This is a genomic window from Yersinia aleksiciae (assembly GCF_001047675.1).
In the GTDB taxonomy this organism is placed as follows: Bacteria; Pseudomonadota; Gammaproteobacteria; order Enterobacterales; family Enterobacteriaceae; genus Yersinia; species Yersinia aleksiciae.
Map to the genome: position 1 here is coordinate 3795238 of NZ_CP011975.1, position 19434 is coordinate 3814671.

The window sequence follows — 19434 nt, forward strand, 5'->3', positions numbered from 1 at the left end:
TTGTCCTTTTTATGATCCCGATCGCGGTGTGCAATTGTCCTGGATCAAGTCCCTAAAGGGAATGTGGAAAACCACAATAGGGCTTCTGCTCGCGGATTTCTACACTGCTGATCACCAAGAAGATTCTTATTAAAAAAGATGAGCAGAAAAATGGATCACGGGAAAAGAGCATTTTTACAGCGGTTGGGGGTGTTAACCGCCGGAGCCGCACTGGTGCCCTTGGCAGACGCGGGCTGGCAGATGGAGCCAGTGCGCAAACAGGGGGATATCAAGCGGCGCTATGCCATGCTGATTGACTTGCGCCGCTGCATTGGTTGTCAGGCTTGCACCGTCAGCTGTGCCATCGAAAACCAACTGCCGGAAGGCCAGTTTCGCACCACGGTCAATCAGTATCAGATAGCGCTGTTGGGTGCAGAAAGTGTCACCAACGTCTTGTTGCCACGGCTGTGTAACCACTGCGATAACCCGCCGTGCGTGCCGGTTTGCCCAGTGCAAGCCACCTATCAGCGGCAAGATGGCATTGTGGTGATCGACAATACCCGCTGCGTCGGGTGCGCCTATTGTGTACAGGCTTGCCCCTACGAGGCTCGATTTATCAATCACAGCACCCAAACCGCCGATAAGTGCACCTTCTGCGTGCACCGACTGGATGCTGGGCTGCTGCCTGCTTGTGTTGAGTCTTGTGTCGGCGGGGCGCGCATCATTGGCGACTTACGCGATGGCAACAGCACAATACGCAAAATGCTGCTGGAACATGCGGCCGACATCAAAGTGTTGAAACCGGAACAGGGTACCCATCCGCAGGTGTTTTACCTTGGGCTGAATGAGGTCTTTACCCGCCCATTACAGGGCCAACCCGCACTGTGGCAGGAGGTACATCCATGATCCGCGAAATGTTAGCCCACCCGCAGGATATCGCCTGGCTACCTTGGGCGGTGCAGTACTTCTTCTTTATCGGACTGGCCTGTAGCGCGGTGCTGTTTGCTGGCTGGCAGCGGATCGTCTCTCGCCAACAGTCAAACCCGCTGGAGTTTGCCGCACTGATGTTGGCGGTGACGGCGGTGGTGGTCGCTCCGTTAGCCTTGAATGCGGATCTCCATCAACCGGCCCGTGTCTGGCACTTTTATGCCCATTTTACGCCGTGGTCATGGATGTCATGGGGGTCTGTGTTCTTACCGCTGTTTAGCTTGCTGGTGGTGGCCTATTTTCTGGCGCTCACCCACAGCCGTTTGTGGGGCAAAGCACGACCACGGCTATTGGCGGGGCTGGCACTGCTCTGTGCGCTTTCTGCCATCAGTATTTTGCTCTACACCGGCCGTGAGGTGTCGATATTACGCGCCCAACCATTGTGGTTTAGCCTATGGCTACCACTGTTTATCTTCCTCAGCGCCTGGCAAGCGATACCGTCGCTGCTGGCGACATGGCTATGGCGTAAACCACAGTATCAGCAGCCATTAGCGCGCTGGCAGTTGATTAATTTGGTGGCGCTGGCGGGGGTGACCCTACTGTGGGCCAGTGGCGATAATCCGTCGGCACAGGCACTGCGCGATTGGGCCAGTGATGCCCCGATGCTGGCAGCACTGCCCATCGTGCTGTGGTTGCTACTACTTGGGCTGGCAGGGGCCAATTTGCACAAAAACTTATCAATCCCGCTGGTGGTGGTGCAGGTATTGATCGCCCTCAGTCTGTGTTGGTCGGTGCGCTGGTTGCTACTGATGCAAACTCAAACTTTACCTAAATACAATATCTTAGCCAATCCTTACGCCTTGCCACTGGGCAGCGAGGGATTGCTGGCGATTATCGGCACATTCGGATTATGGATAGCTGTGATGATTGCGGCACGGGAAGGTATCTGTTGGCTGGAACAAAAAGTCTCGGGCAGAAAAACATTCGAAGGGGAAATGCATCATGGCTAAGTTTACACGGCGTCAATGGTTAAAAGGCAGCTTAGCCTTGGGTGGCGTGGCGGCGTTTGCTGCCAGTTACCATGAAGTGGCGCGCAAAACCGTGGCCGGACTGGTGGATGGCAGCGCGGGCAAGCTCACACTCGACCCTATCAGCGCCAATGCTTTGCCCCCTGAAGGGCGGGTCGGGCCGCAGTGGCAGGCCAACCCACAACAAGCGGTGTCGATGACGCAATGCTTCGGTTGCTGGACACTCTGTGGCCTGCGAGTGCGGGTCGATACCCAGCAGAATAAGATTTTGCGCATCGCCGGTAATCCTTACCATCCCTTATCCCATGACCACCATTTCCCCTATCAATTGCCGCTGAGTGAGGCGCTACAACGGCTCGGCGGTGAACAGGGTATGGAGGGGCGCTCGACCGCCTGTGCTCGCGGGGCCACGCTGTTAGAGGGGGTCGATAGCCCCTATCGCATCACCGAACCGATGAAGCGAGTCGGCCCTCGGGGCAGTGGAAAATGGCAGCGCATCAGCTTTGAGCAGTTGGTGGCAGAAGTGACCGAGGGCGGTGATCTGTTCGGTGAGGGGCCAGTCGAAGGGCTGCGGGCGATCCGTGATTTGGTGACGCCAATTGACACCAAACAGCCCTCTCTTGGCCCCAAAGCCAATCAGCTACTGGTGACCAATGCCGGTGACGATGGGCGCGACGCCTTTATCCAGCGTTTTGCCAATCAGGCGTTCGGGACGAAAAATCTCGGCAGCCACGGCGCGTATTGCGGGCTGGCTTACCGTGCCGGTTCCGGTGCGCTGATGGGGGATTTAGACAAAAATGCCCACGTGAAACCTGATTGGGATAATGTCCGTTTTGCGCTGTTCCTCGGCACCTCGCCCGCGCAATCGGGTAACCCCTTCAAACGCCAGGGGCGTCAGCTCGCCAATGCGCGCCAGCGTGATGATTTCAACTATGTGGTGGTCGCCCCCGCCTTGCCGCTCACCACCACCTTAGCCAATCAGCATAACCGCTGGGTGCCTGTGTTGCCGGGAACCGATGCTGCGTTGGCGATGGGGATGATCCGCTGGATTATTGAACAAAATCGCTTCAATAACAGTTACCTGTCGCTGCCCGGTGAAACCGCGATGCAGGCTGCCGGAGAGCGCAGTTGGACCAATGCCAGCCATCTGGTGATTATGACGCCAACTCATCCATTGGCGGGTCAATTCCTGCGCGCGAGCCATTTAAGCGGTGAATCGGTGGCTGAGGGGGAGGAGAGCCCAGTATTGGTACAAGTGACATCGGACGCGGCACTGCAACCCGCCGCTTCCACCCTACAGGCGGAATTGTTCGTCACGCGAGAAGTGACCTTACATGATGGGCAGCCTGTGCAGGTGCAATCGGGCATGAGCTGCCTGCAACAGGCGGCAGCGCGTTTCTCACTGACCGAGTACAGCCAGCAATGTGGCGTGCCAGAAGCCACGATGATTGGTTTGGCACGTGAATTTACCGCGTATCAGCGGCAGGCGGCGGTGATCTCCCATGGCGGGATGATGGGGGGCAATGGCTTCTATACCACGTGGGCGGTGATGATGCTCAATGCTTTGATTGGTAACCTGAATCTGAAAGGCGGGGTGTCAGTCGGCGGCGGTAAATTTGATGGTTTTGCCGATGGGCCGCGCTATCAGTTGGCAACTTTTGAGGGCATGGTCAAACCCAAAGGGTTGCCACTGTCGCGCAGCAAACAGCCCTATGAGCAGTCAGCGGAGTATCAGCAAAAAATTAAGCAGGGCCAGTCCGGCTATCCGGCTCGCGGCCCATGGTATCCCTTTGTCGGCGGGCAACTGACCGAGCAATTGGCTCCGGCATTGGCCGGATATCCTTACCCGTTAAAAGTTTGGATCAGCCACATGACCAATCCCCTGTATGGGGTGGCGGGTTTACGCAATCTGATTGAGGAAAAACTGCAAGACCCGCGCCATCTGCCACTGTTCATTGCCATCGATGCCTTTATGAATGAAACCACCGCGCTGGCGGATTATATCGTGCCGGATACCCATAACTTTGAGAGCTGGGGATTCAGTGCGCCATGGGCGGGAGTGTTGGTCAAAGCCAGTACCGCCCGTTGGCCGGTGGTGGAGTCGCGCACTGCCCGCACTGCGCAGGGCGAACCAGTGGCGATGGAGAGTTTCTTGATTGCGGTAGCGAAGGCGCTGCAACTGCCGGGCTTTGGTGCCAATGCCATGCAGGACGGTGAGGGCCATCATCTGTCGCTGGATCGGGCGGAGGATTACTACTTGCGGGCGGCGGCCAATATCGCCTATGGCGGCGAGAAACCGCTGCCTGCGGCGGCAGATGAGGAACTCAAGCTCACTGGTGTAGATCGTTTGTGGCCTGCATTACAGCGCAGTTTGCAAGGGGATGAACAGCGCCGTGTCGCCTATCTGCTGGCGCGTGGTGGCCGTTTTGCCCCCTATGAGAAAAGCTGGAATGGCGATGCCACTGGCCCACAGTGGAAAAAACCACTGCAAATCTGGAATGAAAATGTGGCGAAACATCATCATGCCATTACCGGCGAGCGCTACAGCGGTTGCCCAACGTGGTATCCACCGCGTTTAGCCGACGGTTCGGATGTGTTCCAGCACTATCCGGCGGCGGAGTGGCCACTGCGCTTGATGTCATTCAAGTCACATCTGATGAGCAGCTCGACGGCAATGATTGAGCGGTTGCGGGCGGTCAAACCCACCAATCTGGTTGCCATTAACCCAGTTGATGCCAGCCGCTATGGCATACAGCAGGGTGATGTCGTGCAACTGATGACACCGGGAGGGCAGATGGAGGTGCAGGTCAGCCTATTGGATGGCGTTATGCCGGGTGTAGTGGCTATTGAGCATGGCTATGGGCATCGCGAGATGGGGGCCAGAACCCACTCCCTCGATGGCAAAGCGATGGCATCAGACCCGCGTATTGGTCAGGGAAGCAATCTCAATGATTTAGGTTTTACCGATCCGACGCGGGAGATCCCCAACACTTGGTTGGACTGGGTGAGCGGTGCCGCGGTCCGGCAGGGCTTACCGGCGAAACTGGCGTTGATCAGCTAAAAAACGTTATTTTTTAACGTGGTGATTAACGGCTGATTATTTTTACCTAAATCCCTCGCCACTGGAGAGGGATTTATCATTTCTGGGTTATGATAATTTTGATGTATAAATCAGCATAATCAGTATTTAGCGGAGAGTCGGCAATGTCAGCAGCAAAATTCAGCGCAGGTCTATTGGCTGTTGGCGGCCTTTTGGGTTACCTGGGGGCCTTTTGGCAGACAAAAACGTTGTTGATAGCGGCGGGTATCACCCTGCTCGCCGGTATTATTGTCTCTGGCTTTACTGACCGTGCGAGTTTTGCTGATGAGGATCATCGCTGCAAGTAGCCGGTGATTTCAGTGCGCCCCGACTCACTCTCCCACATGCGCCAAGGATGTGTCGCCACGCTGTTTCGGGTATTATATGCGCCGCACGGGGAAACCGGTGCCCGAAACATCAGTTCTATTGCGCGATGAATTACCTTGGTTAGCTGTCTAATGACTTACGTAACCCATTGAGCAGTAATTAAATATCTATCAGTAACCTCTTTGAAAGACAGGAACGTACACCATGCCAGTGTTACATAACCGAATTTCTAATGAGGAACTTAAAGCGCGCATGTTGGCTGAAACCGAACCGCGCACCACAGTTTCTTTTTATAAATATTTCACGCTAGAAGATGCCAAAGCCTTCCGCGATAGTCTCTATAGCCAATTTGTTAAACTCGGGGTATTTGGCCGGGTTTATGTGGCGAAAGAGGGGATTAATGCCCAAATTAGCGTGCCTGCTAACCGCTATGACGAATTTAAAGTCGCGCTGTTCGCCTCACACCCCGCGCTGGATCAAGTGCGGCTGAATGTGGCCCATGAAGATGACGGTAAGTCATTCTGGGTGCTGCGTCTGAAAGTTCGTGAGCGCATTGTGGCCGATGGTATCGATGACGACAGCTTTGACCCCAGCAATGTGGGGCACTATCTGAAAGCGGATCAGGTCAATCAAATGATTGATGACCCAGATACTTTGTTTGTCGATATGCGTAACCACTATGAATACGAAGTAGGCCATTTCGAAGACGCGATAGAAGTGCCATCCGATACCTTCCGTGAACAACTGCCGATGGCGGTTGACATGCTGCAACATGACAAAGAGAAGAATATTGTGATGTATTGCACCGGTGGGATCCGCTGTGAGAAAGCCAGCGCCTACATGTTGCACAACGGCTTTAAAAACGTTTATCACGTTGAAGGCGGGATCATTGAATACGCCCGTAAAGCCAAAGAGCAAGGTTTACCGCTGAAATTTATCGGCAAAAACTTTGTTTTTGATGAGCGAATGGGTGAGCGAATTTCTGATGATGTGATCGCCCATTGCCATCAGTGTGGTACGCCGTGTGATGCGCACACCAATTGCAAGAATGATGGTTGCCACTTGCTGTTTATTCAGTGTCCGGTTTGTGCGGCTAAATTTGAAGGCTGCTGTAGCCAGATTTGCCAGGAAGAGCTGAAATTACCGCAAGAAGAGCAGCGTTCTCGTCGGGCAGGGCGTGAAAATGGTATTAAGATTTTTAATAAATCGAAAGGGTTGTTGCAAACAACCATGCATATTCCAATGCCAGAAAAGGATTCGGATAATAAAGCGTGATACCTAATTAATCCGAGTATTAACCTGCTGGTTATACTATTAAATAAAGACGTTGTCGGTTATTTTATTCGACAGCGTCTTTTTTTGCCATTTTGAGCGGTGGCGGTTCCAATACAAGGATTGATAATGACAACACCTGTGGTAAGTCACCAAGGGCTGCGGCTAGTTGCAATGCTGGCAATGCTGGTAGTAATTATGGCCGGAATTAAGGCTGCCTCACCGATTGTAGTGCCATTTTTACTGGCTATTTTTCTCGCTATTGTACTGAATCCACTGGTTAAATTACTCGAGAAAATAAGAATCCCCCGCACGCTAGCTATTGTCTTATTAGTCAGCCTCATTATTTTGCTGATGGCATTACTCTTTAGCCGTTTAGGCTCTTCATTAAATGAATTCGCCCGTTCATTACCGCAATATCGCGGCATGATGTTGGAGAAAATGCGCGACCTGCAAGAGTTTGCCATGCGCTTTAATATCGAATTCTCGGTGGATGACATCATGAAACATGTCGATCCCAGCACAGCGGTGAACTTTGTGACCCGGCTGCTTAGCCATCTTTCCGGGGCGATGGCCAGCACCTTCTTGCTGCTGATGACCGTGGTGTTTATGTTATTTGAAGTGGAACGCCTGCCTTATAAAATGCAGTTGATGTTTGATAATCCAGAGCAGGGTAATGCGATTCTCAAACGGGCGTTAAATGGTGTAACCCACTATCTGGTGATCAAAACAATTATTAGTATCGCGACGGGGATTGTTATTTGGTTATTCCTGGCGGCAATGGGTGTCAGATTTGCCTTCTTGTGGGGGCTGCTGGCTTTTGTCCTAAACTACATTCCCAATATCGGCTCTGTACTAGCGGCTATTCCACCCATTATTCAGGCACTGCTGTTTAACGGCTTTGGTGATGCTTTTGCGGTAACCATCGGCTATATTCTGATCAATCTGATTGGCGGTAATATTATTGATCCACGCATGATGGGCCGCGGCTTAGGGCTGTCAACACTGGTGGTGTTCTTATCACTGATTTTCTGGGGTTGGCTATTAGGGCCAATAGGCATGCTGCTCTCCGTTCCTTTGACCATTATTGCCAAAATTGCACTTGAGCTAACCCCAGCAGGTTATAAATTTGCAGTTTTACTGAGTGATGGTAAACCGAGCAAAACTGAGTAGCACAAGGTCAGTGGCTATCAGCTGTGGGCCTCGGGGGATTGATACCCGTGACCCACAGAGGGAAGAGAGGCTGAGTAACGCAAACGTATTAACTAAATTAATAGAAAAAGAAATAAATATCTAGTGCCAGTAAAATCAACCATAGGCAGATATAGAGCAAAAGGTGCTCTCGTACATTATTGATAACCATCGAGAGCAATTTATTTAACATTCTGACTGCCTACGGCTAAAATCGTTGCCCATTATAGGGATCTTTAATTTAGCAAACAATAAGCTAGCAGATTAAATTCCAGTGCGTGGATCTTAACAGGGGAAGGCGGGACTGGATAACCAGAGTAATAAAGTCGTCAGTAATAGCAGTGTCTTTCATTAAAAATATTAAATTAAATGCAACCGGTTTTGTATCTGCAAGTTATCTTTGACTATATTAATCCGGCTACATTTTCTATCAGCAATACTTATGTATCGTCTTAATCGATAATTATTTTAGTATAAATATTTAAAAACATTATAAATAAAGCACAATTCCAGCCGATTTCTAACTTTTATTTTTTCAGTAATGTGCCGCTTATGTGAATAAACGGTGCTATCACTGATATTCAATTTTCTGGCAATGCGGTAATTGGGCATCTCCATCATCCAGTAACACATCACTTTATGCTCTTGTGGGCTGAACAGTGAAGATGGGCAGGGCGAGTGTGGTTTACGCATATCATTTGAGATATTCGAAAGCTTTTGCAGCAGCTCGGGTAAATACCTTTTCGCCAAAATTGATACTGAGTCGGTCAGGGGAATAGGTGTTTCACTGAATGGGTAGGAAGCATCTAGGTATATATAGACTTTGGCTTGCCCACAACAATTTAAGAATTGTTCGAGTAATGGACAGTGCCCACCAAATCGACAATATTTTGTAAGGTTAACAATGATGATATCTGGAGCAAAATCATGAATAGCTAATGTCGCCTGCTCAACAGTAGGCGAATCCATTAAATTAAGTGATACAGAGTTATTAAAATAAGTATTTACCCCTGAACGGGTATAAAAACATTCATCAATAATTAATATTTTCATGTGACATACATCCTTGTCTAACAGCAACCATACCTGGCCGCGTACAGGGATAAGGTAGTCCTAAGATGCCTAAAACGTCAATTCGGGATTATCGATTCATTCGCACGGAATATGCGAGTAAATATAGGTGCTACTATTTGCACAGTGATATTTTATACCAAAAAATAGCTATAAATAATATAAATGAAATTCAAGCGACCTATTTTTCAATAAATGGTCGCCGGTAATTATATATGCCCTAAGGGTCAGAGCTGAGACTAGGGATTAGTGAACCGAGACAAAGAAAACGCAGAAATATCAATGGGTGAAGGCTTGTTTTGTGCGAAGAGCGCCGCCACTTCTCCCAAGGCTGTCGCAAATTTAAACCCGTGGCCACTTAAACCCGTTACCACCATAATATCCTTGTTCTCCGGGAGGGTATCAATGATGAAGTCTTCATCGGGGCTCATATCATAGCTACAAGCGGCACCGCGCAGGCAGACGCCAACGCCGGGTAAAAAATTACGCAAAAATCCAAAAACTTCCGTCCCATCTTCGGCATAACTGCCAAAAGCTTTTCGCTGAGCCGCTGACTCGATAGGCTGCCCGCCATTATGCTTGCCGAGTTTAAGCTCCTCATTCTGTGAGGGAAACCCGTAATAGTGGATGTTATCCGGTGTTTCTACGGTAAATGCCGGGAAATGATTCTCTTCGCTGTAGCGGCCATCGGCATGATGCCAGGAGAAAACTTTGCGGATTGTTGTCACTGGCAATGTAGGTAACAACTCTTTGACCCAGGTGCCTGCAGTGACGACGACTTTTTTGGCGCTGTAGGTACCGTCGATGGTCACAACATCTATCCCTTCATCCAGAGGGACAATCGCAGTGACCGGACAATTGAATAAGATACCGCAGCCTGCCTCAGTGACCGCCTTAATCAATGTTTTGATGGCTAATTCTGAACGCAAGAAACCAGCCTGTGGCTCAAACACGCCAACATAATTATCCGGTACAGTAAATACTGGCCATTTTTCGCGGACCTGTGCCGCCGTTAACGTTTCTACCGGTAAATGATATTGTTGCGCACTGTGTTGTGCATTTTGCAGAAAAGTTGAATCATCTGGCCCCAAATTAAGCACGCCACTGGCCTGAAATAACTTCTCACCCGTTTCGGCTGACAGTTGATCCCAAAGCGCTTGAGCACGTAATACTAGGGGTACATATTTCTCGCCTTCACCATATGCATGACGAATGATACGTGTGTCGCCGTGGTGGCTGCCAGCCTGATGAGGCGGCATTGCACTGTCAATCATCAGCACGTTTAAACCGGCTTGTGAGGCGTAGTAGCCCGCGGCAGAGCCAACAGAACCACTACCAATGACAATCAAATCGTAATCCATATTTTGCACCTTGGGGAATATCGTTGCTGGCTTCATTTACCACGTTTTGAATTGGCTGCGCGCATTTTTCGTGGTAATTGTCAAAACGATTTCAATTCAGAAACAATAAAACTAAAGCAATAGTAATAGCACGGGAGTGAGGGTAGAAAAAGAGATGTTAGCTTGATGGCGGTGGATCTGGTTAATAAAAAGGCACCAAGTGATATTCACTGGTGCCTATTTTTGGGAGCATTGAGAAATTAACTGGTGGACAAAAATTAATGCTTACGGTGATCAAGATCTTGATATTCTGATGACTCAATTTTAGCAATGCCTGCTTCTAAAATATTTATTAATTGGCGTGCAACATCGGTCGTCAACCAGAGCGTTCTGTCAACCAGTGCATCCTCTGGCGGTTGATCCATGGAAGACAGGTAATGAAGGCGTATCATCATCGCGTCGTATACATCTACCGTGCTGATATCCCAACCTACAAGCGGGTGAGTCTGAATAACTTCATCATTTCTGTCCATAAAGACCCCTTATATAGTAGTTACTGACTGGAGTGACTAATGAGGATCAATGCGGCTCGTTATCAAGTGAGCTTTTTCAGTATACGCAACGGCTAATAAATATGGCGATTATCCACAGATCTTTACAAATTATTTATTTTCTGATGATTAATTAATCGATGGTGAGTGATTGATAAGCTGGGTAAAGGCAATGGCCTACACATTGATATAAAAAAGCCGAGGAGCGACTCCCCGGCAAAAAAAACAGCATGTAGTGGGTTATTTTGCGTCAAACCAATCGTCAGCGCTTTCCCATATTTCTTGTAATATCTCAGAGATCAGATCTTTATCCGTTTTAGCTCCGCCCAAAACAGAAAGGTTATTTGCTCCAGCGTAACGCACTTGTACTGTGGTGGTGGTGTCTGGGAATTTCGAATCTAGCCGTTTGCTCAATTCACTGGTTAGCGCTTCGATAGCACCTGCGGGTAACTGGTTTTTTTTATCAATACTGACTTCAACACGCATATCTGGCCCTCCGAATATTTATACTGGTTATTTATACAGTGTAAGTATTCAGGTTGCAAGTGACTGATATAAAAATCTTCAAGGGCAGGGAATGTGACTCCCCGCCCTGATGACTATAGGTCCCTAACTGACCAGTTAATGCTTTGACCCGCCAGGTAAGGGACGATCGATTCATTCCCCAGCGAAATCTCTTCCGGTTGCAGGCAGGGAGTCCGAACCAACTCAACAAAATCGTCGTTCACCGGCAGACCATAGAAGCGAGGACCATTTAAGGAACAAAATGCCTCCAAATGCTGCAATGCGTTCATCTCTTCAAACACGGTTGCATAAGCAGGCAGTGCTGATGGTGCGTTGAACACACCGGCACAGCCGCAGGATGACTCTTTCCGGTGTTTAGCATGAGGTGCTGAGTCAGTTCCAAGGAAGAACCGATCCGAGCCATTGGCGACAGCCTGGCGCAATGCTTCTTGATGCGTGCTGCGTTTCAGTATTGGCAGGCAGAACAAATGGGGGCGAATACCACCGACCAACATATGATTGCGGTTAAACATCAGATGTTGTGGGGTGATGGTAGCGCCAAGGAAACGATTGCCTGCCAGCACGTAGTCGGCGGCGTCTTTGGTGGTGATATGCTCAAAGACAATTTTCAGTTCGGGAAATTTGCGGCGAATCGGATCCATAATTTGATCAATGAAACGCGCTTCACGATCGAAGATATCGACAGCGGCGTCCGTGACTTCACCGTGGATAAGCAGCGGCATACCTATTTTTTGCATCTGTTCAAACAATGGATATATAGCAGGAATATCGGATACACCATGATTTGAGTTGGTGGTGGCATTGGCTGGATAGAGTTTCGCTGCTGTGAACACGCCTTGCTCAAAACCGGCGGTCAACTCATTGACATCAAGTGAATCGGTCAGATAACAGGTCATCAACGGCGTGAATTTATGCCCAGTTGGCACGGCCGCCAGAATACGATCCCGATACGCAATAGCACTGGCAACAGTGGTAATGGGCGGAGCCAGATTCGGCATGACAATAGCTCTGGCAAACACCTCGGAGGTATAAGGCAGCACGGTACTGAGCATTTCGTCATCACGTAGGTGAATATGCCAGTCATCCGGGCGGCGAATTTTCAGGGTTTGGGGTTGTGCAGTCATTCAACGAGCTCCGCAGTCATGATGAGATTTCGGGTTTTTTATACTGTTTCCGGCGGGGTGTAAGGATAAGCGGAAAGTGCGCAGGATGCATCTGATTGTTAGGGTTAAGTTGAAAACATTGTGTGTGGTGAGTTGAAAATTACGCAAAAAGGGCATCTTATAGAGAGGCATTAGGTAAAATTGACCACTAAGATGAGTGATTAATTAGCTGTATATACGTGAATTGAATGTACTGCATGGGAGAGTAGCTATGGAAGTCCGTGTCATTGCCAGTTTAGTGGCTAAGCCAGAATTTATTGCTGAAGTTAAAGAGGCGGTTCATCAGATTATAGAACCGAGTCGTGAGGAGAAGGGGAATCTGCAATATGATCTCCACAGTGAAAGCGACCAAAATGGTTCTTTTGTGTTTTTCGAACGCTGGGCGTCTGATGAAGCATTAGAAAAACATAATAAAACTCAACATTTCAGCGATTTTGTCAAATCGATAGATGGCAAGCTAGAAAGCATTGAAATCAAGAAATTGAAACAGATAGCCTAGGTGTAACGTAAAAAAACCCGCCGAAGCGGGTTTTATTTTGCATGTTGCTTTAACAATAATACAGTTATTCGACTGACTGCGGTTTTGTCGCAGGGGCCGTTGCCTGAGTGGCGGCAGCATGCCCACCCGCAGAACCTTTACCTGCAAAATCAAAGGCTGGACGTTCCCAATTGCCTTTGGTTTGCGACTCTGGCGCGTAATCAGGTGCCGGTGCCTTGGTCATCGGGGCAGAAGCGTAGTGCTTGAACAACACACCTTCAGGGTGCGCTACATCTGGCTGTTGTTGTACCGCGGCAACAGCTTCAGTCACATGCACTTCTTCAGCGGCAGTTTCTTCAACGATAACTTCAGTTTCAGTCACTCTAAGCACTTCAACCGACTCTTCAACAACGACAGGCTCTTCAGCGATAACGGTTTCTTCAACTGCCGTCTCAGCAACAAGAGTCTCTTCAGCTTGGATTTCAGGCACGATTGTATCTTCGATAGCTGCTGCTGGCGCGATAGCTTCATCGACGACAGGGGTCGCTTCAATCGCAGCGATGGTTTCAGTTTCTGTTACCACTTCTTCAGCAACGGGTTCGGCGATAACTTCAGGCACAACAACAGGTGCACGGCCTGGAACGGCGGCAACTGAAGATGAAGAACCGCCTGGTTTATGTTGTGACGCTGATGCCGGAGCAACAGTTTCAGTCACCGCTGCGACAACCACTGGCGCTGCAATGATGGCCGCGGGAACATTTACCGCGACTTCGACTGAAGCTGCTTCAACAGCGGGCGCTTCAACTACCGCAACTTCCACTGCGGCAACCTCGGTTAACAATTGTTCTTCAACCGGGTTTTCAACAAAGGCAGCTTGTTCAAACGGTTGAGCGACCGGATAACGAACCCAAACTTTACCTGACGCCATTTCTGGTGAGGCGAAAGCGCCAGCCAGAGGCATAGCAGATTGCGTCGGGTAACGTTCATCACGATAGCGACGACGACGTTGACCACTCACACGCAAGTGACGAGGTGAGCGGCGAGAACGACGCGGCATGCCATTTTCATTGTTGGCATTACGATCGTTAGTCGCGTCATCATCTGCCTGAGCAGTGGCTTGCGGCAGTAATTTCACTTCTTCCTGCACGACAGGCGTAGCAAAAGCAGCGACGGGTACGCTAGCTGGGGCAACCGGTGCAGTGCTTTCCTGAGCATTCAGCTCATCGTTCGCAGATTGAATACGGACTTTCTGATTCAATTGGCGACGTTGACGACGTTGCATAACCTGTTGGCGTTCTTCTTGCTCAGGTTGTGCATCATCGGCACTGACTGCAGGGACATCAACGTTAGCTTTAACATCCTGCGGCGCCTGACGTTTGTCGTCCTGACGACGACGCTGGCGATCACCACGACGTTGCGGCTGCTCTTCGCGCTGCTCTTTATCGGCTTCAACAATGTCAGTTGATGCTTGCGCTACAGCAGTTTGTTGAGTTGGACGCTTATTATTGCGGCGTTGATCTTCACGACCTTCGCGATTGGCAGTGTCGCGGCCATTGTTGTCACGAGCATTGTTGTCACGGTTCGCGTTATCACGACCATTATTGTCACGGCTAGCGTTATCACGACCTTCGCGTGGTGTACGGTCACCGCGATCTTTACGGCCATTGTTTTGGCGGCGTGGATTGCGGCGATCATTACGACGCGTTTCGCTAGCTTCGGTTTTTTCAACTTCAACCGGTTTAACTTCGGCTTCTGCTGGTGTGGCGAAGATGCCTTTCAGACCCGTGAGCAGGCGGCTGAAGAAGCCCGGTTGTTCAGCGCTGGCAGAAGCCGCAACTTGTGGTGCAGCAGTGGGTTTAACACTGGCAGCAGCAGGTGCTGATTCTGGTGGCACTTCAGTCGGTAAAGAGAAAGTCGCCAGCGCGGGTTGCTCTGGGCGCTTACGCTCAATAGTGGCTTCTTCTTGCGGCTGTGCCATTTCTGCTTCGTGCAGTTGTGGCAACAGGTAGCTAAGGGAAGGAACTTCTTCGCCTTTACGTACCCGAAGGACAGAGTAGTGTGGTGTTTGCATCTGATCGTTTGGCACGATCACCGCACGCACACCGCCTTGACGTTTCTCAATGGCGTTCACTGATTCACGTTTTTCGTTTAGCAGGTACGAAGCGATCTGTACCGGCACGATGGCGTGAACTTCATGGGTGTTCTCTTTCAGCGCTTCTTCTTCAATCAAACGCAGAATAGAGAGTGACAGGGATTCGTTATCACGCACTGTACCGGTGCCGCTACAGCGTGGGCACACGTGGTGGCTTGACTCACCCAATGATGGGCTGAGACGCTGACGGGACATTTCCAGCAAACCAAAGCGTGAGATGCGGCCAATCTGGATACGGGCGCGGTCCTGGCGGACGGCATCACGTAAACGGTTTTCTACTTCACGTTGATGACGCACTGGGGTCATATCGATGAAGTCGATAACAATCAGGCCACCCAAGTCACGTAAACGTAACTGACGGGCAATTTCATCAGCGGCTTCAAGGTTGGTATTGAAGGCGGTTTCTTCGATATCACCACCACGAGTCGCCCGTGCGGAGTTGATATCAATCGCGGTCAGGGCTTCGGTGGTGTCGATAACGATAGAACCACCCGATGGCAGACGCACTTCGCGTTGGAAGGCAGACTCAATTTGTGACTCAATCTGGTAGTGGCTGAATAGTGGGATTTCACCACTATAGAGCTTGATCTTGCTGCTGAAATCCGGGCGACCTAACGCGGCGATATGCTCTTTCGCCAACTCGAGAACTTTCGGGTTGTCGATCAGAATTTCGCCGATGTCTGGGCGCAGATAATCACGGAAAGCACGGACAATCACGTTACTTTCCTGATGGATCAGGAACGGCGCAGGGCGACCTTCCGCAGCTTTTTTAATCGCATCCCAGTGCTTCAGGCGGAATGACAAATCCCATTGCAGTGCATCAGCAGATTTGCCAACACCCGCAGTACGGACAATCAGACCCATGCCATCAGGCAATTGCAGAGAGGATAGGGCTTCCTTCAGTTCGGTGCGGTCATCACCCTCGATGCGGCGAGAAATACCACCGGCTCGCGGGTTGTTTGGCATCAGAACTAAATAGCTGCCAGCCAAGCTGATGAAAGTCGTGAGTGCGGCACCTTTATTGCCACGTTCTTCTTTATCAACCTGAACAATAACTTCTTGGCCTTCGCGCAGCACATCTTTGATGTTCGGGCGGCCATGGGAAGAGTAATTACTAGGGAAATATTCGCGAGAAATTTCTTTTAGTGGGAGGAAACCATGTCGTTCAGCGCCGTAATCAACAAAAGCGGCTTCCAGACTGGGTTCGATTCGGGTGATTTTACCTTTGTAAATATTCGCTTTTTTCTGTTCATGGCCTGGACTTTCAATATCCAAATCATACAGCCGCTGTCCATCTACAAGGGCAACACGCAACTCTTCTTGCTGAGTTGCGTTAATCAACATTCTTTTCATCTTTACTTACTCGTTATTTTTACATTGTCATTAGAACTGCGGGCAAAATAACCTCATGGTCGGATAAACCGATGACCCCGAGTCTTCTAGCAAAGCCGTCAACCTCACGGTTGTCGCCTGCATAGGGGCGCATTATTTCGGTAAGCCTGTGTTTCGTTCTGAAAAACAGCGCTTTTATATAAAGGGCAGCTTCTGAATATAAGACAACAGAGCTTTACCCACTTGCCGACCAAGCTGCAACCCGCAGCCCGCTAATTGCTTGATTTCACATTACGTCTTACGCCATTGCTGCGTTTTTGTGTGATCAGGCAAATCTTTTTATTCCACAAGTCTCTTGGTCTAACGAGAATCAACGCAGAATTACTGTCATTATTCCATTGCTGACACTGATATAGCAAGATGACTTTACCTGTCTACAGAAAGATTATTTTACTGTTTCCACAGTGTTGGCGGCTATCGTTGTCTTATTAAACAATAAATGCACGCAAACGTTATCTTTAAATAGTCAGAATGACAGTTAAGCACAGAAAAAGGGGTGGCGCTAATTCCTCGGTGTATTTAGAATCGCGCCCCATGAAAACGAATATTCCAGCAGTACAATTAATAACCATATCTGCCGATGAAGCGGGCCAGCGGATAGACAACTTTTTGCTCACCAAATTGAAAGGTGTGCCTAAAAGTATGATCTACCGTATCGTACGCAAAGGTGAGGTTCGCGTTAATAAAGGGCGCATTAAGCCAGAATATAAACTGGCCGACGGTGATGTGGTGCGCGTGCCACCGGTGCGCGTTGCCGAGCGTGAAGAGATCCAGGTATCAGCCAAACTTGATAAAGTTGCGGCGCTGGCCGATTGCATTTTATTTGAAGATGATTACCTACTTGTGCTGAACAAACCTTCAGGCACGGCGGTACATGGTGGCAGTGGTTTGAGCTTCGGGGTGATTGAAGCATTACGTGCGCTGCGCCCTGAAGCTCGCTTCTTGGAATTGGTTCACCGCCTTGACCGTGACACATCGGGTGTCTTGCTGGTCGCCAAGAAACGCTCGGCGTTACGCTCTTTACATGAGCAGTTGCGCATGAAAGGGATGCAGAAAGACTATCTGGCGTTAGTCCGTGGTCAGTGGCAATCTCACTGCAAAGCCGTGCAGGCACCTTTGCTGAAAAATATTATGCAAAGTGGTGAGCGGGTGGTGAAAGTCAGCAGCGAGGGCAAGCCTTCAGAAACGCGCTTTAAAGTAGAAGAGCGTTTTGAGCATGCGACGCTGGTTAAAGCCAGCCCCATTACGGGCCGAACCCACCAGATTCGTGTTCATGCACTCCATGCAGGCCATCCAATCGCTTTTGATGATCGCTATGGTGACCGTGAGTTTGATCAGCAGTTGCAGGGGACAGGTCTGCATCGTCTATTCCTGCATGCTGCTGCATTACGTTTTGAGCATCCGAATACCGGTGAAACGATGCGTATTGAAGCACCGCTGGATAATCAGTTGCGTCATTGCCTGCTGATATTGCGTAAGAAAGCGGCAGTTTAAAGCAGCCTACAGTAATGGATTTAGCCCTTGCTCAATTAACATTTGGGTGAGGGCGATGAGCGGCAGGCCGATGAGGGTATTGGGATCACGGCCTGACAAACGCGCAAATAATGTGATTCCCAATCCTTCGCTTTTAAAACTACCCGCACAATTCCATGGTTGTTCTCGCCTCAAGTAGCCATCTATTTCTGCGTCACTTAAGGTGCGAAAATAGACATCAAAGGTTTCACAAAGACAATTAATACTGCCCGTTGCCGAATTGAGCAGTGCCAGACCGGTATAAAAAGTGACACATTCTCCGCTGGCTTGCTGCAATTGCTTCATTGCATTGGCATGATTGTGGGGCTTTCCGACGATTTCGCCGTTAATCACACAAACTTGATCTGAACCGATAATCAGATGTTGTGGATAGCGTACAGCCAGCGCCTGGGCCTTGGCTTGCGCTAACCGCTGCACCAGTACGTCAGCGTTTTCCCCCGGTAATGGCGACTCATCGGTCTCCGGTGCGGCGGTAATAAAGGATAATTGCAGCTTTTCGAGCAAGGTGCGGCGATAGGATGAGGTTGAGGCAAGAACAAGTTGCGGCATAATATTTTCCATAAACCGTGGCGTAATTTAATCAGGCATTTTAAACTGTCTACCGCTTCGGAAGCGAATATTGGTGAAAGGTGCAGTAAAACGGCCTTTTTCTTTGACTCTATGTCGTTACAAAGTTAATATGCGCGCCCTATGCAAAAGGTAAAATTACCCCTGACCATTGATGCGGTTCGTACCGCTCAGAAACGTTTAGATTACGCAGGTATCTATTCGCCTGAGCAGGTTACACGAGTAGCCGACTCAGTGGTAAGTGTGGACAGCGATGTCGTGGCCTCATTATCGTTTAATATCGATAATCAGCGTCTGGCGGTTATTACAGGTCATGCGGACGTCGATGTAACATTGATGTGTCAGCGCTGCAATAACACGTTTGCACACCATGTTCATACAACGTATTGTTTTAGCCCGATCGTCAATGATGAGCAGGCTGAAGCATTACCGGAAGCGTACGAGCCGATCGAAGTCGACGAATTTGGCGAAGTTGATCTGCTGGCAATGATTGAAGACGAAATTATTCTTTCACTGCCTGTCGTTCCGGTACATGATTCTGAACACTGTGAAGTGTCCGAGGCGGACATGGTATTTGGTAAACTGCCTGCAGAGGTGGAGAAACCTAATCCATTTGCCGTATTAGCCAGTTTAAAGAAAAAGTAATTAAGGAGTAAGGTCAATGGCCGTACAACAGAACAAACCAACTCGTTCCAAACGTGGCATGCGCCGTTCACACGATGCGCTGACCACTGCCACTCTGTCTGTGGACAAAACTTCCGGTGAAACTCACCTGCGTCACCACATCACAGCCGACGGTTTCTACCGTGGCCGCAAGGTTATCGGCTGAGTAGTACTTGCTAATCTTTAGCAAGGCGAT

Annotated in this window: 18 protein-coding genes; 10 read left to right on the forward strand and 8 right to left on the reverse strand. The window is 49.6% G+C overall.

The window, feature by feature from the left end:
• Positions 1-150: 150 nt before the first annotated feature.
• The 6 genes from ttrB (at position 151) to ACZ76_RS16975 (ending at position 7785) form a co-directional block, all read left to right on the forward strand.
• Positions 151-885, forward strand: a complete 735-nt coding sequence (gene ttrB / locus ACZ76_RS16950) for a tetrathionate reductase subunit TtrB (protein WP_048619960.1) — start codon at positions 151-153, stop codon at positions 883-885.
• Positions 882-1916 (forward strand): tetrathionate reductase subunit TtrC, encoded by a 1035-nt coding sequence (gene ttrC / locus ACZ76_RS16955; RefSeq protein ID WP_048619961.1) that lies wholly within the window; start codon positions 882-884, stop codon positions 1914-1916. The genes ttrB and ttrC overlap by 4 nt, the downstream gene beginning before the upstream one ends.
• A complete protein-coding gene (gene ttrA / locus ACZ76_RS16960; RefSeq protein ID WP_048619962.1) occupies positions 1909-4995 on the forward strand; it encodes a tetrathionate reductase subunit TtrA in 3087 nt (1028 codons plus the stop codon). The genes ttrC and ttrA overlap by 8 nt, the downstream gene beginning before the upstream one ends.
• Before the next feature lie 143 nt (positions 4996-5138).
• Positions 5139-5321 (forward strand): hypothetical protein, encoded by a 183-nt coding sequence (locus ACZ76_RS16965; protein ID WP_048619963.1) that lies wholly within the window; start codon positions 5139-5141, stop codon positions 5319-5321.
• Positions 5322-5544: 223 nt separating this feature from the next.
• A complete protein-coding gene (trhO, locus tag ACZ76_RS16970; RefSeq protein WP_048619964.1) occupies positions 5545-6615 on the forward strand; it encodes an oxygen-dependent tRNA uridine(34) hydroxylase TrhO in 1071 nt (356 codons plus the stop codon).
• Between the two features lie 126 nt (positions 6616-6741).
• Entirely contained in the window at positions 6742-7785 is a 1044-nt protein-coding gene (locus tag ACZ76_RS16975) for an AI-2E family transporter (RefSeq protein WP_048619965.1), read from the forward strand.
• 97 nt (positions 7786-7882) lie between these two features.
• Here ACZ76_RS16975 and ACZ76_RS18640 read toward each other — a convergent pair whose 3' ends face one another.
• The 6 genes from ACZ76_RS18640 to pyrC form a co-directional block, all read right to left on the reverse strand.
• On the reverse strand, positions 7883-7996 hold the full coding sequence (locus ACZ76_RS18640; RefSeq protein ID WP_005183270.1) for a DUF2770 family protein: 114 nt from the start codon (positions 7994-7996) through the stop codon (positions 7883-7885).
• Positions 7997-8271: 275 nt separating this feature from the next.
• A complete protein-coding gene (locus tag ACZ76_RS16980; RefSeq protein WP_048619966.1) occupies positions 8272-8856 on the reverse strand; it encodes a helix-turn-helix transcriptional regulator in 585 nt (194 codons plus the stop codon).
• 257 nt (positions 8857-9113) lie between these two features.
• The gene (gene solA, locus ACZ76_RS16985; RefSeq protein WP_048619967.1) at positions 9114-10235 is read right to left on the reverse strand and encodes an N-methyl-L-tryptophan oxidase; all 1122 of its coding nucleotides are present in this window, start codon (positions 10233-10235) and stop codon (positions 9114-9116) included.
• 257 nt (positions 10236-10492) lie between these two features.
• The gene (bssS, locus tag ACZ76_RS16990; RefSeq protein WP_032813201.1) at positions 10493-10747 is read right to left on the reverse strand and encodes a biofilm formation regulator BssS; all 255 of its coding nucleotides are present in this window, start codon (positions 10745-10747) and stop codon (positions 10493-10495) included.
• Between the two features lie 258 nt (positions 10748-11005).
• Positions 11006-11251, reverse strand: coding sequence for a DNA damage-inducible protein I (dinI, locus tag ACZ76_RS16995; RefSeq protein WP_048619968.1), 246 nt, complete (start codon positions 11249-11251; stop codon positions 11006-11008).
• Between the two features lie 113 nt (positions 11252-11364).
• Positions 11365-12414 carry a dihydroorotase gene (pyrC, locus tag ACZ76_RS17000; RefSeq protein WP_048619969.1) on the reverse strand — a complete coding sequence of 350 codons (1050 nt, stop codon included), beginning with the start codon at positions 12412-12414 and terminating at the stop codon, positions 11365-11367.
• A 250-nt stretch (positions 12415-12664) separates the two neighbouring features.
• Between pyrC and ACZ76_RS17005 the strand changes: the two genes are divergently transcribed.
• The gene (locus tag ACZ76_RS17005; RefSeq protein WP_048619970.1) at positions 12665-12952 is read left to right on the forward strand and encodes a putative quinol monooxygenase; all 288 of its coding nucleotides are present in this window, start codon (positions 12665-12667) and stop codon (positions 12950-12952) included.
• Between the two features lie 64 nt (positions 12953-13016).
• Here the strand turns inward: ACZ76_RS17005 and rne are convergent, their stop codons facing one another.
• Entirely contained in the window at positions 13017-16436 is a 3420-nt protein-coding gene (gene rne, locus ACZ76_RS17010) for a ribonuclease E (protein ID WP_048619971.1), read from the reverse strand.
• Positions 16437-17009: 573 nt separating this feature from the next.
• Between rne and rluC the strand changes: the two genes are divergently transcribed.
• Positions 17010-17969, forward strand: a complete 960-nt coding sequence (gene rluC / locus ACZ76_RS17015) for a 23S rRNA pseudouridine(955/2504/2580) synthase RluC (protein WP_048619972.1) — start codon at positions 17010-17012, stop codon at positions 17967-17969.
• A gap of 6 nt (positions 17970-17975) precedes the next feature.
• Here the strand turns inward: rluC and ACZ76_RS17020 are convergent, their stop codons facing one another.
• Entirely contained in the window at positions 17976-18557 is a 582-nt protein-coding gene (locus ACZ76_RS17020) for a Maf family protein (RefSeq protein WP_048619973.1), read from the reverse strand.
• 141 nt (positions 18558-18698) lie between these two features.
• Here ACZ76_RS17020 and yceD point away from each other — a divergent pair, with 141 nt between their 5' ends.
• Both yceD and rpmF read left to right on the forward strand, forming a co-directional pair.
• Positions 18699-19220: a 23S rRNA accumulation protein YceD gene (yceD, locus tag ACZ76_RS17025; RefSeq protein WP_048619974.1), complete on the forward strand. Its 522-nt coding sequence runs from the start codon at positions 18699-18701 to the stop codon at positions 19218-19220.
• Between the two features lie 16 nt (positions 19221-19236).
• Positions 19237-19404 (forward strand): 50S ribosomal protein L32, encoded by a 168-nt coding sequence (rpmF, locus tag ACZ76_RS17030; protein ID WP_002210931.1) that lies wholly within the window; start codon positions 19237-19239, stop codon positions 19402-19404.
• Positions 19405-19434: the final 30 nt, after the last annotated feature.

Bases quoted from the DNA above. Each gene is read 5' to 3' on its own strand.
- ttrB (WP_048619960.1), top strand. From the start codon at position 151: ATGGATCACGGGAAAAGAGCATTTTTACAGCGGTTGGGGGTGTTAACC.
- ttrC (WP_048619961.1), top strand. From the start codon at position 882: ATGATCCGCGAAATGTTAGCCCACCCGCAGGATATCGCCTGGCTACCT.
- ttrA (WP_048619962.1), top strand. From the start codon at position 1,909: ATGGCTAAGTTTACACGGCGTCAATGGTTAAAAGGCAGCTTAGCCTTG.
- ACZ76_RS16965 (WP_048619963.1), top strand. From the start codon at position 5,139: ATGTCAGCAGCAAAATTCAGCGCAGGTCTATTGGCTGTTGGCGGCCTT.
- trhO (WP_048619964.1), top strand. From the start codon at position 5,545: ATGCCAGTGTTACATAACCGAATTTCTAATGAGGAACTTAAAGCGCGC.
- ACZ76_RS16975 (WP_048619965.1), top strand. From the start codon at position 6,742: ATGACAACACCTGTGGTAAGTCACCAAGGGCTGCGGCTAGTTGCAATG.
- ACZ76_RS18640 (WP_005183270.1), bottom strand. From the start codon at position 7,996: ATGTTAAATAAATTGCTCTCGATGGTTATCAATAATGTACGAGAGCAC.
- ACZ76_RS16980 (WP_048619966.1), bottom strand. From the start codon at position 8,856: ATGAAAATATTAATTATTGATGAATGTTTTTATACCCGTTCAGGGGTA.
- solA (WP_048619967.1), bottom strand. From the start codon at position 10,235: ATGGATTACGATTTGATTGTCATTGGTAGTGGTTCTGTTGGCTCTGCC.
- bssS (WP_032813201.1), bottom strand. From the start codon at position 10,747: ATGGACAGAAATGATGAAGTTATTCAGACTCACCCGCTTGTAGGTTGG.
- dinI (WP_048619968.1), bottom strand. From the start codon at position 11,251: ATGCGTGTTGAAGTCAGTATTGATAAAAAAAACCAGTTACCCGCAGGT.
- pyrC (WP_048619969.1), bottom strand. From the start codon at position 12,414: ATGACTGCACAACCCCAAACCCTGAAAATTCGCCGCCCGGATGACTGG.
- ACZ76_RS17005 (WP_048619970.1), top strand. From the start codon at position 12,665: ATGGAAGTCCGTGTCATTGCCAGTTTAGTGGCTAAGCCAGAATTTATT.
- rne (WP_048619971.1), bottom strand. From the start codon at position 16,436: ATGAAAAGAATGTTGATTAACGCAACTCAGCAAGAAGAGTTGCGTGTT.
- rluC (WP_048619972.1), top strand. From the start codon at position 17,010: ATGAAAACGAATATTCCAGCAGTACAATTAATAACCATATCTGCCGAT.
- ACZ76_RS17020 (WP_048619973.1), bottom strand. From the start codon at position 18,557: ATGCCGCAACTTGTTCTTGCCTCAACCTCATCCTATCGCCGCACCTTG.
- yceD (WP_048619974.1), top strand. From the start codon at position 18,699: ATGCAAAAGGTAAAATTACCCCTGACCATTGATGCGGTTCGTACCGCT.
- rpmF (WP_002210931.1), top strand. From the start codon at position 19,237: ATGGCCGTACAACAGAACAAACCAACTCGTTCCAAACGTGGCATGCGC.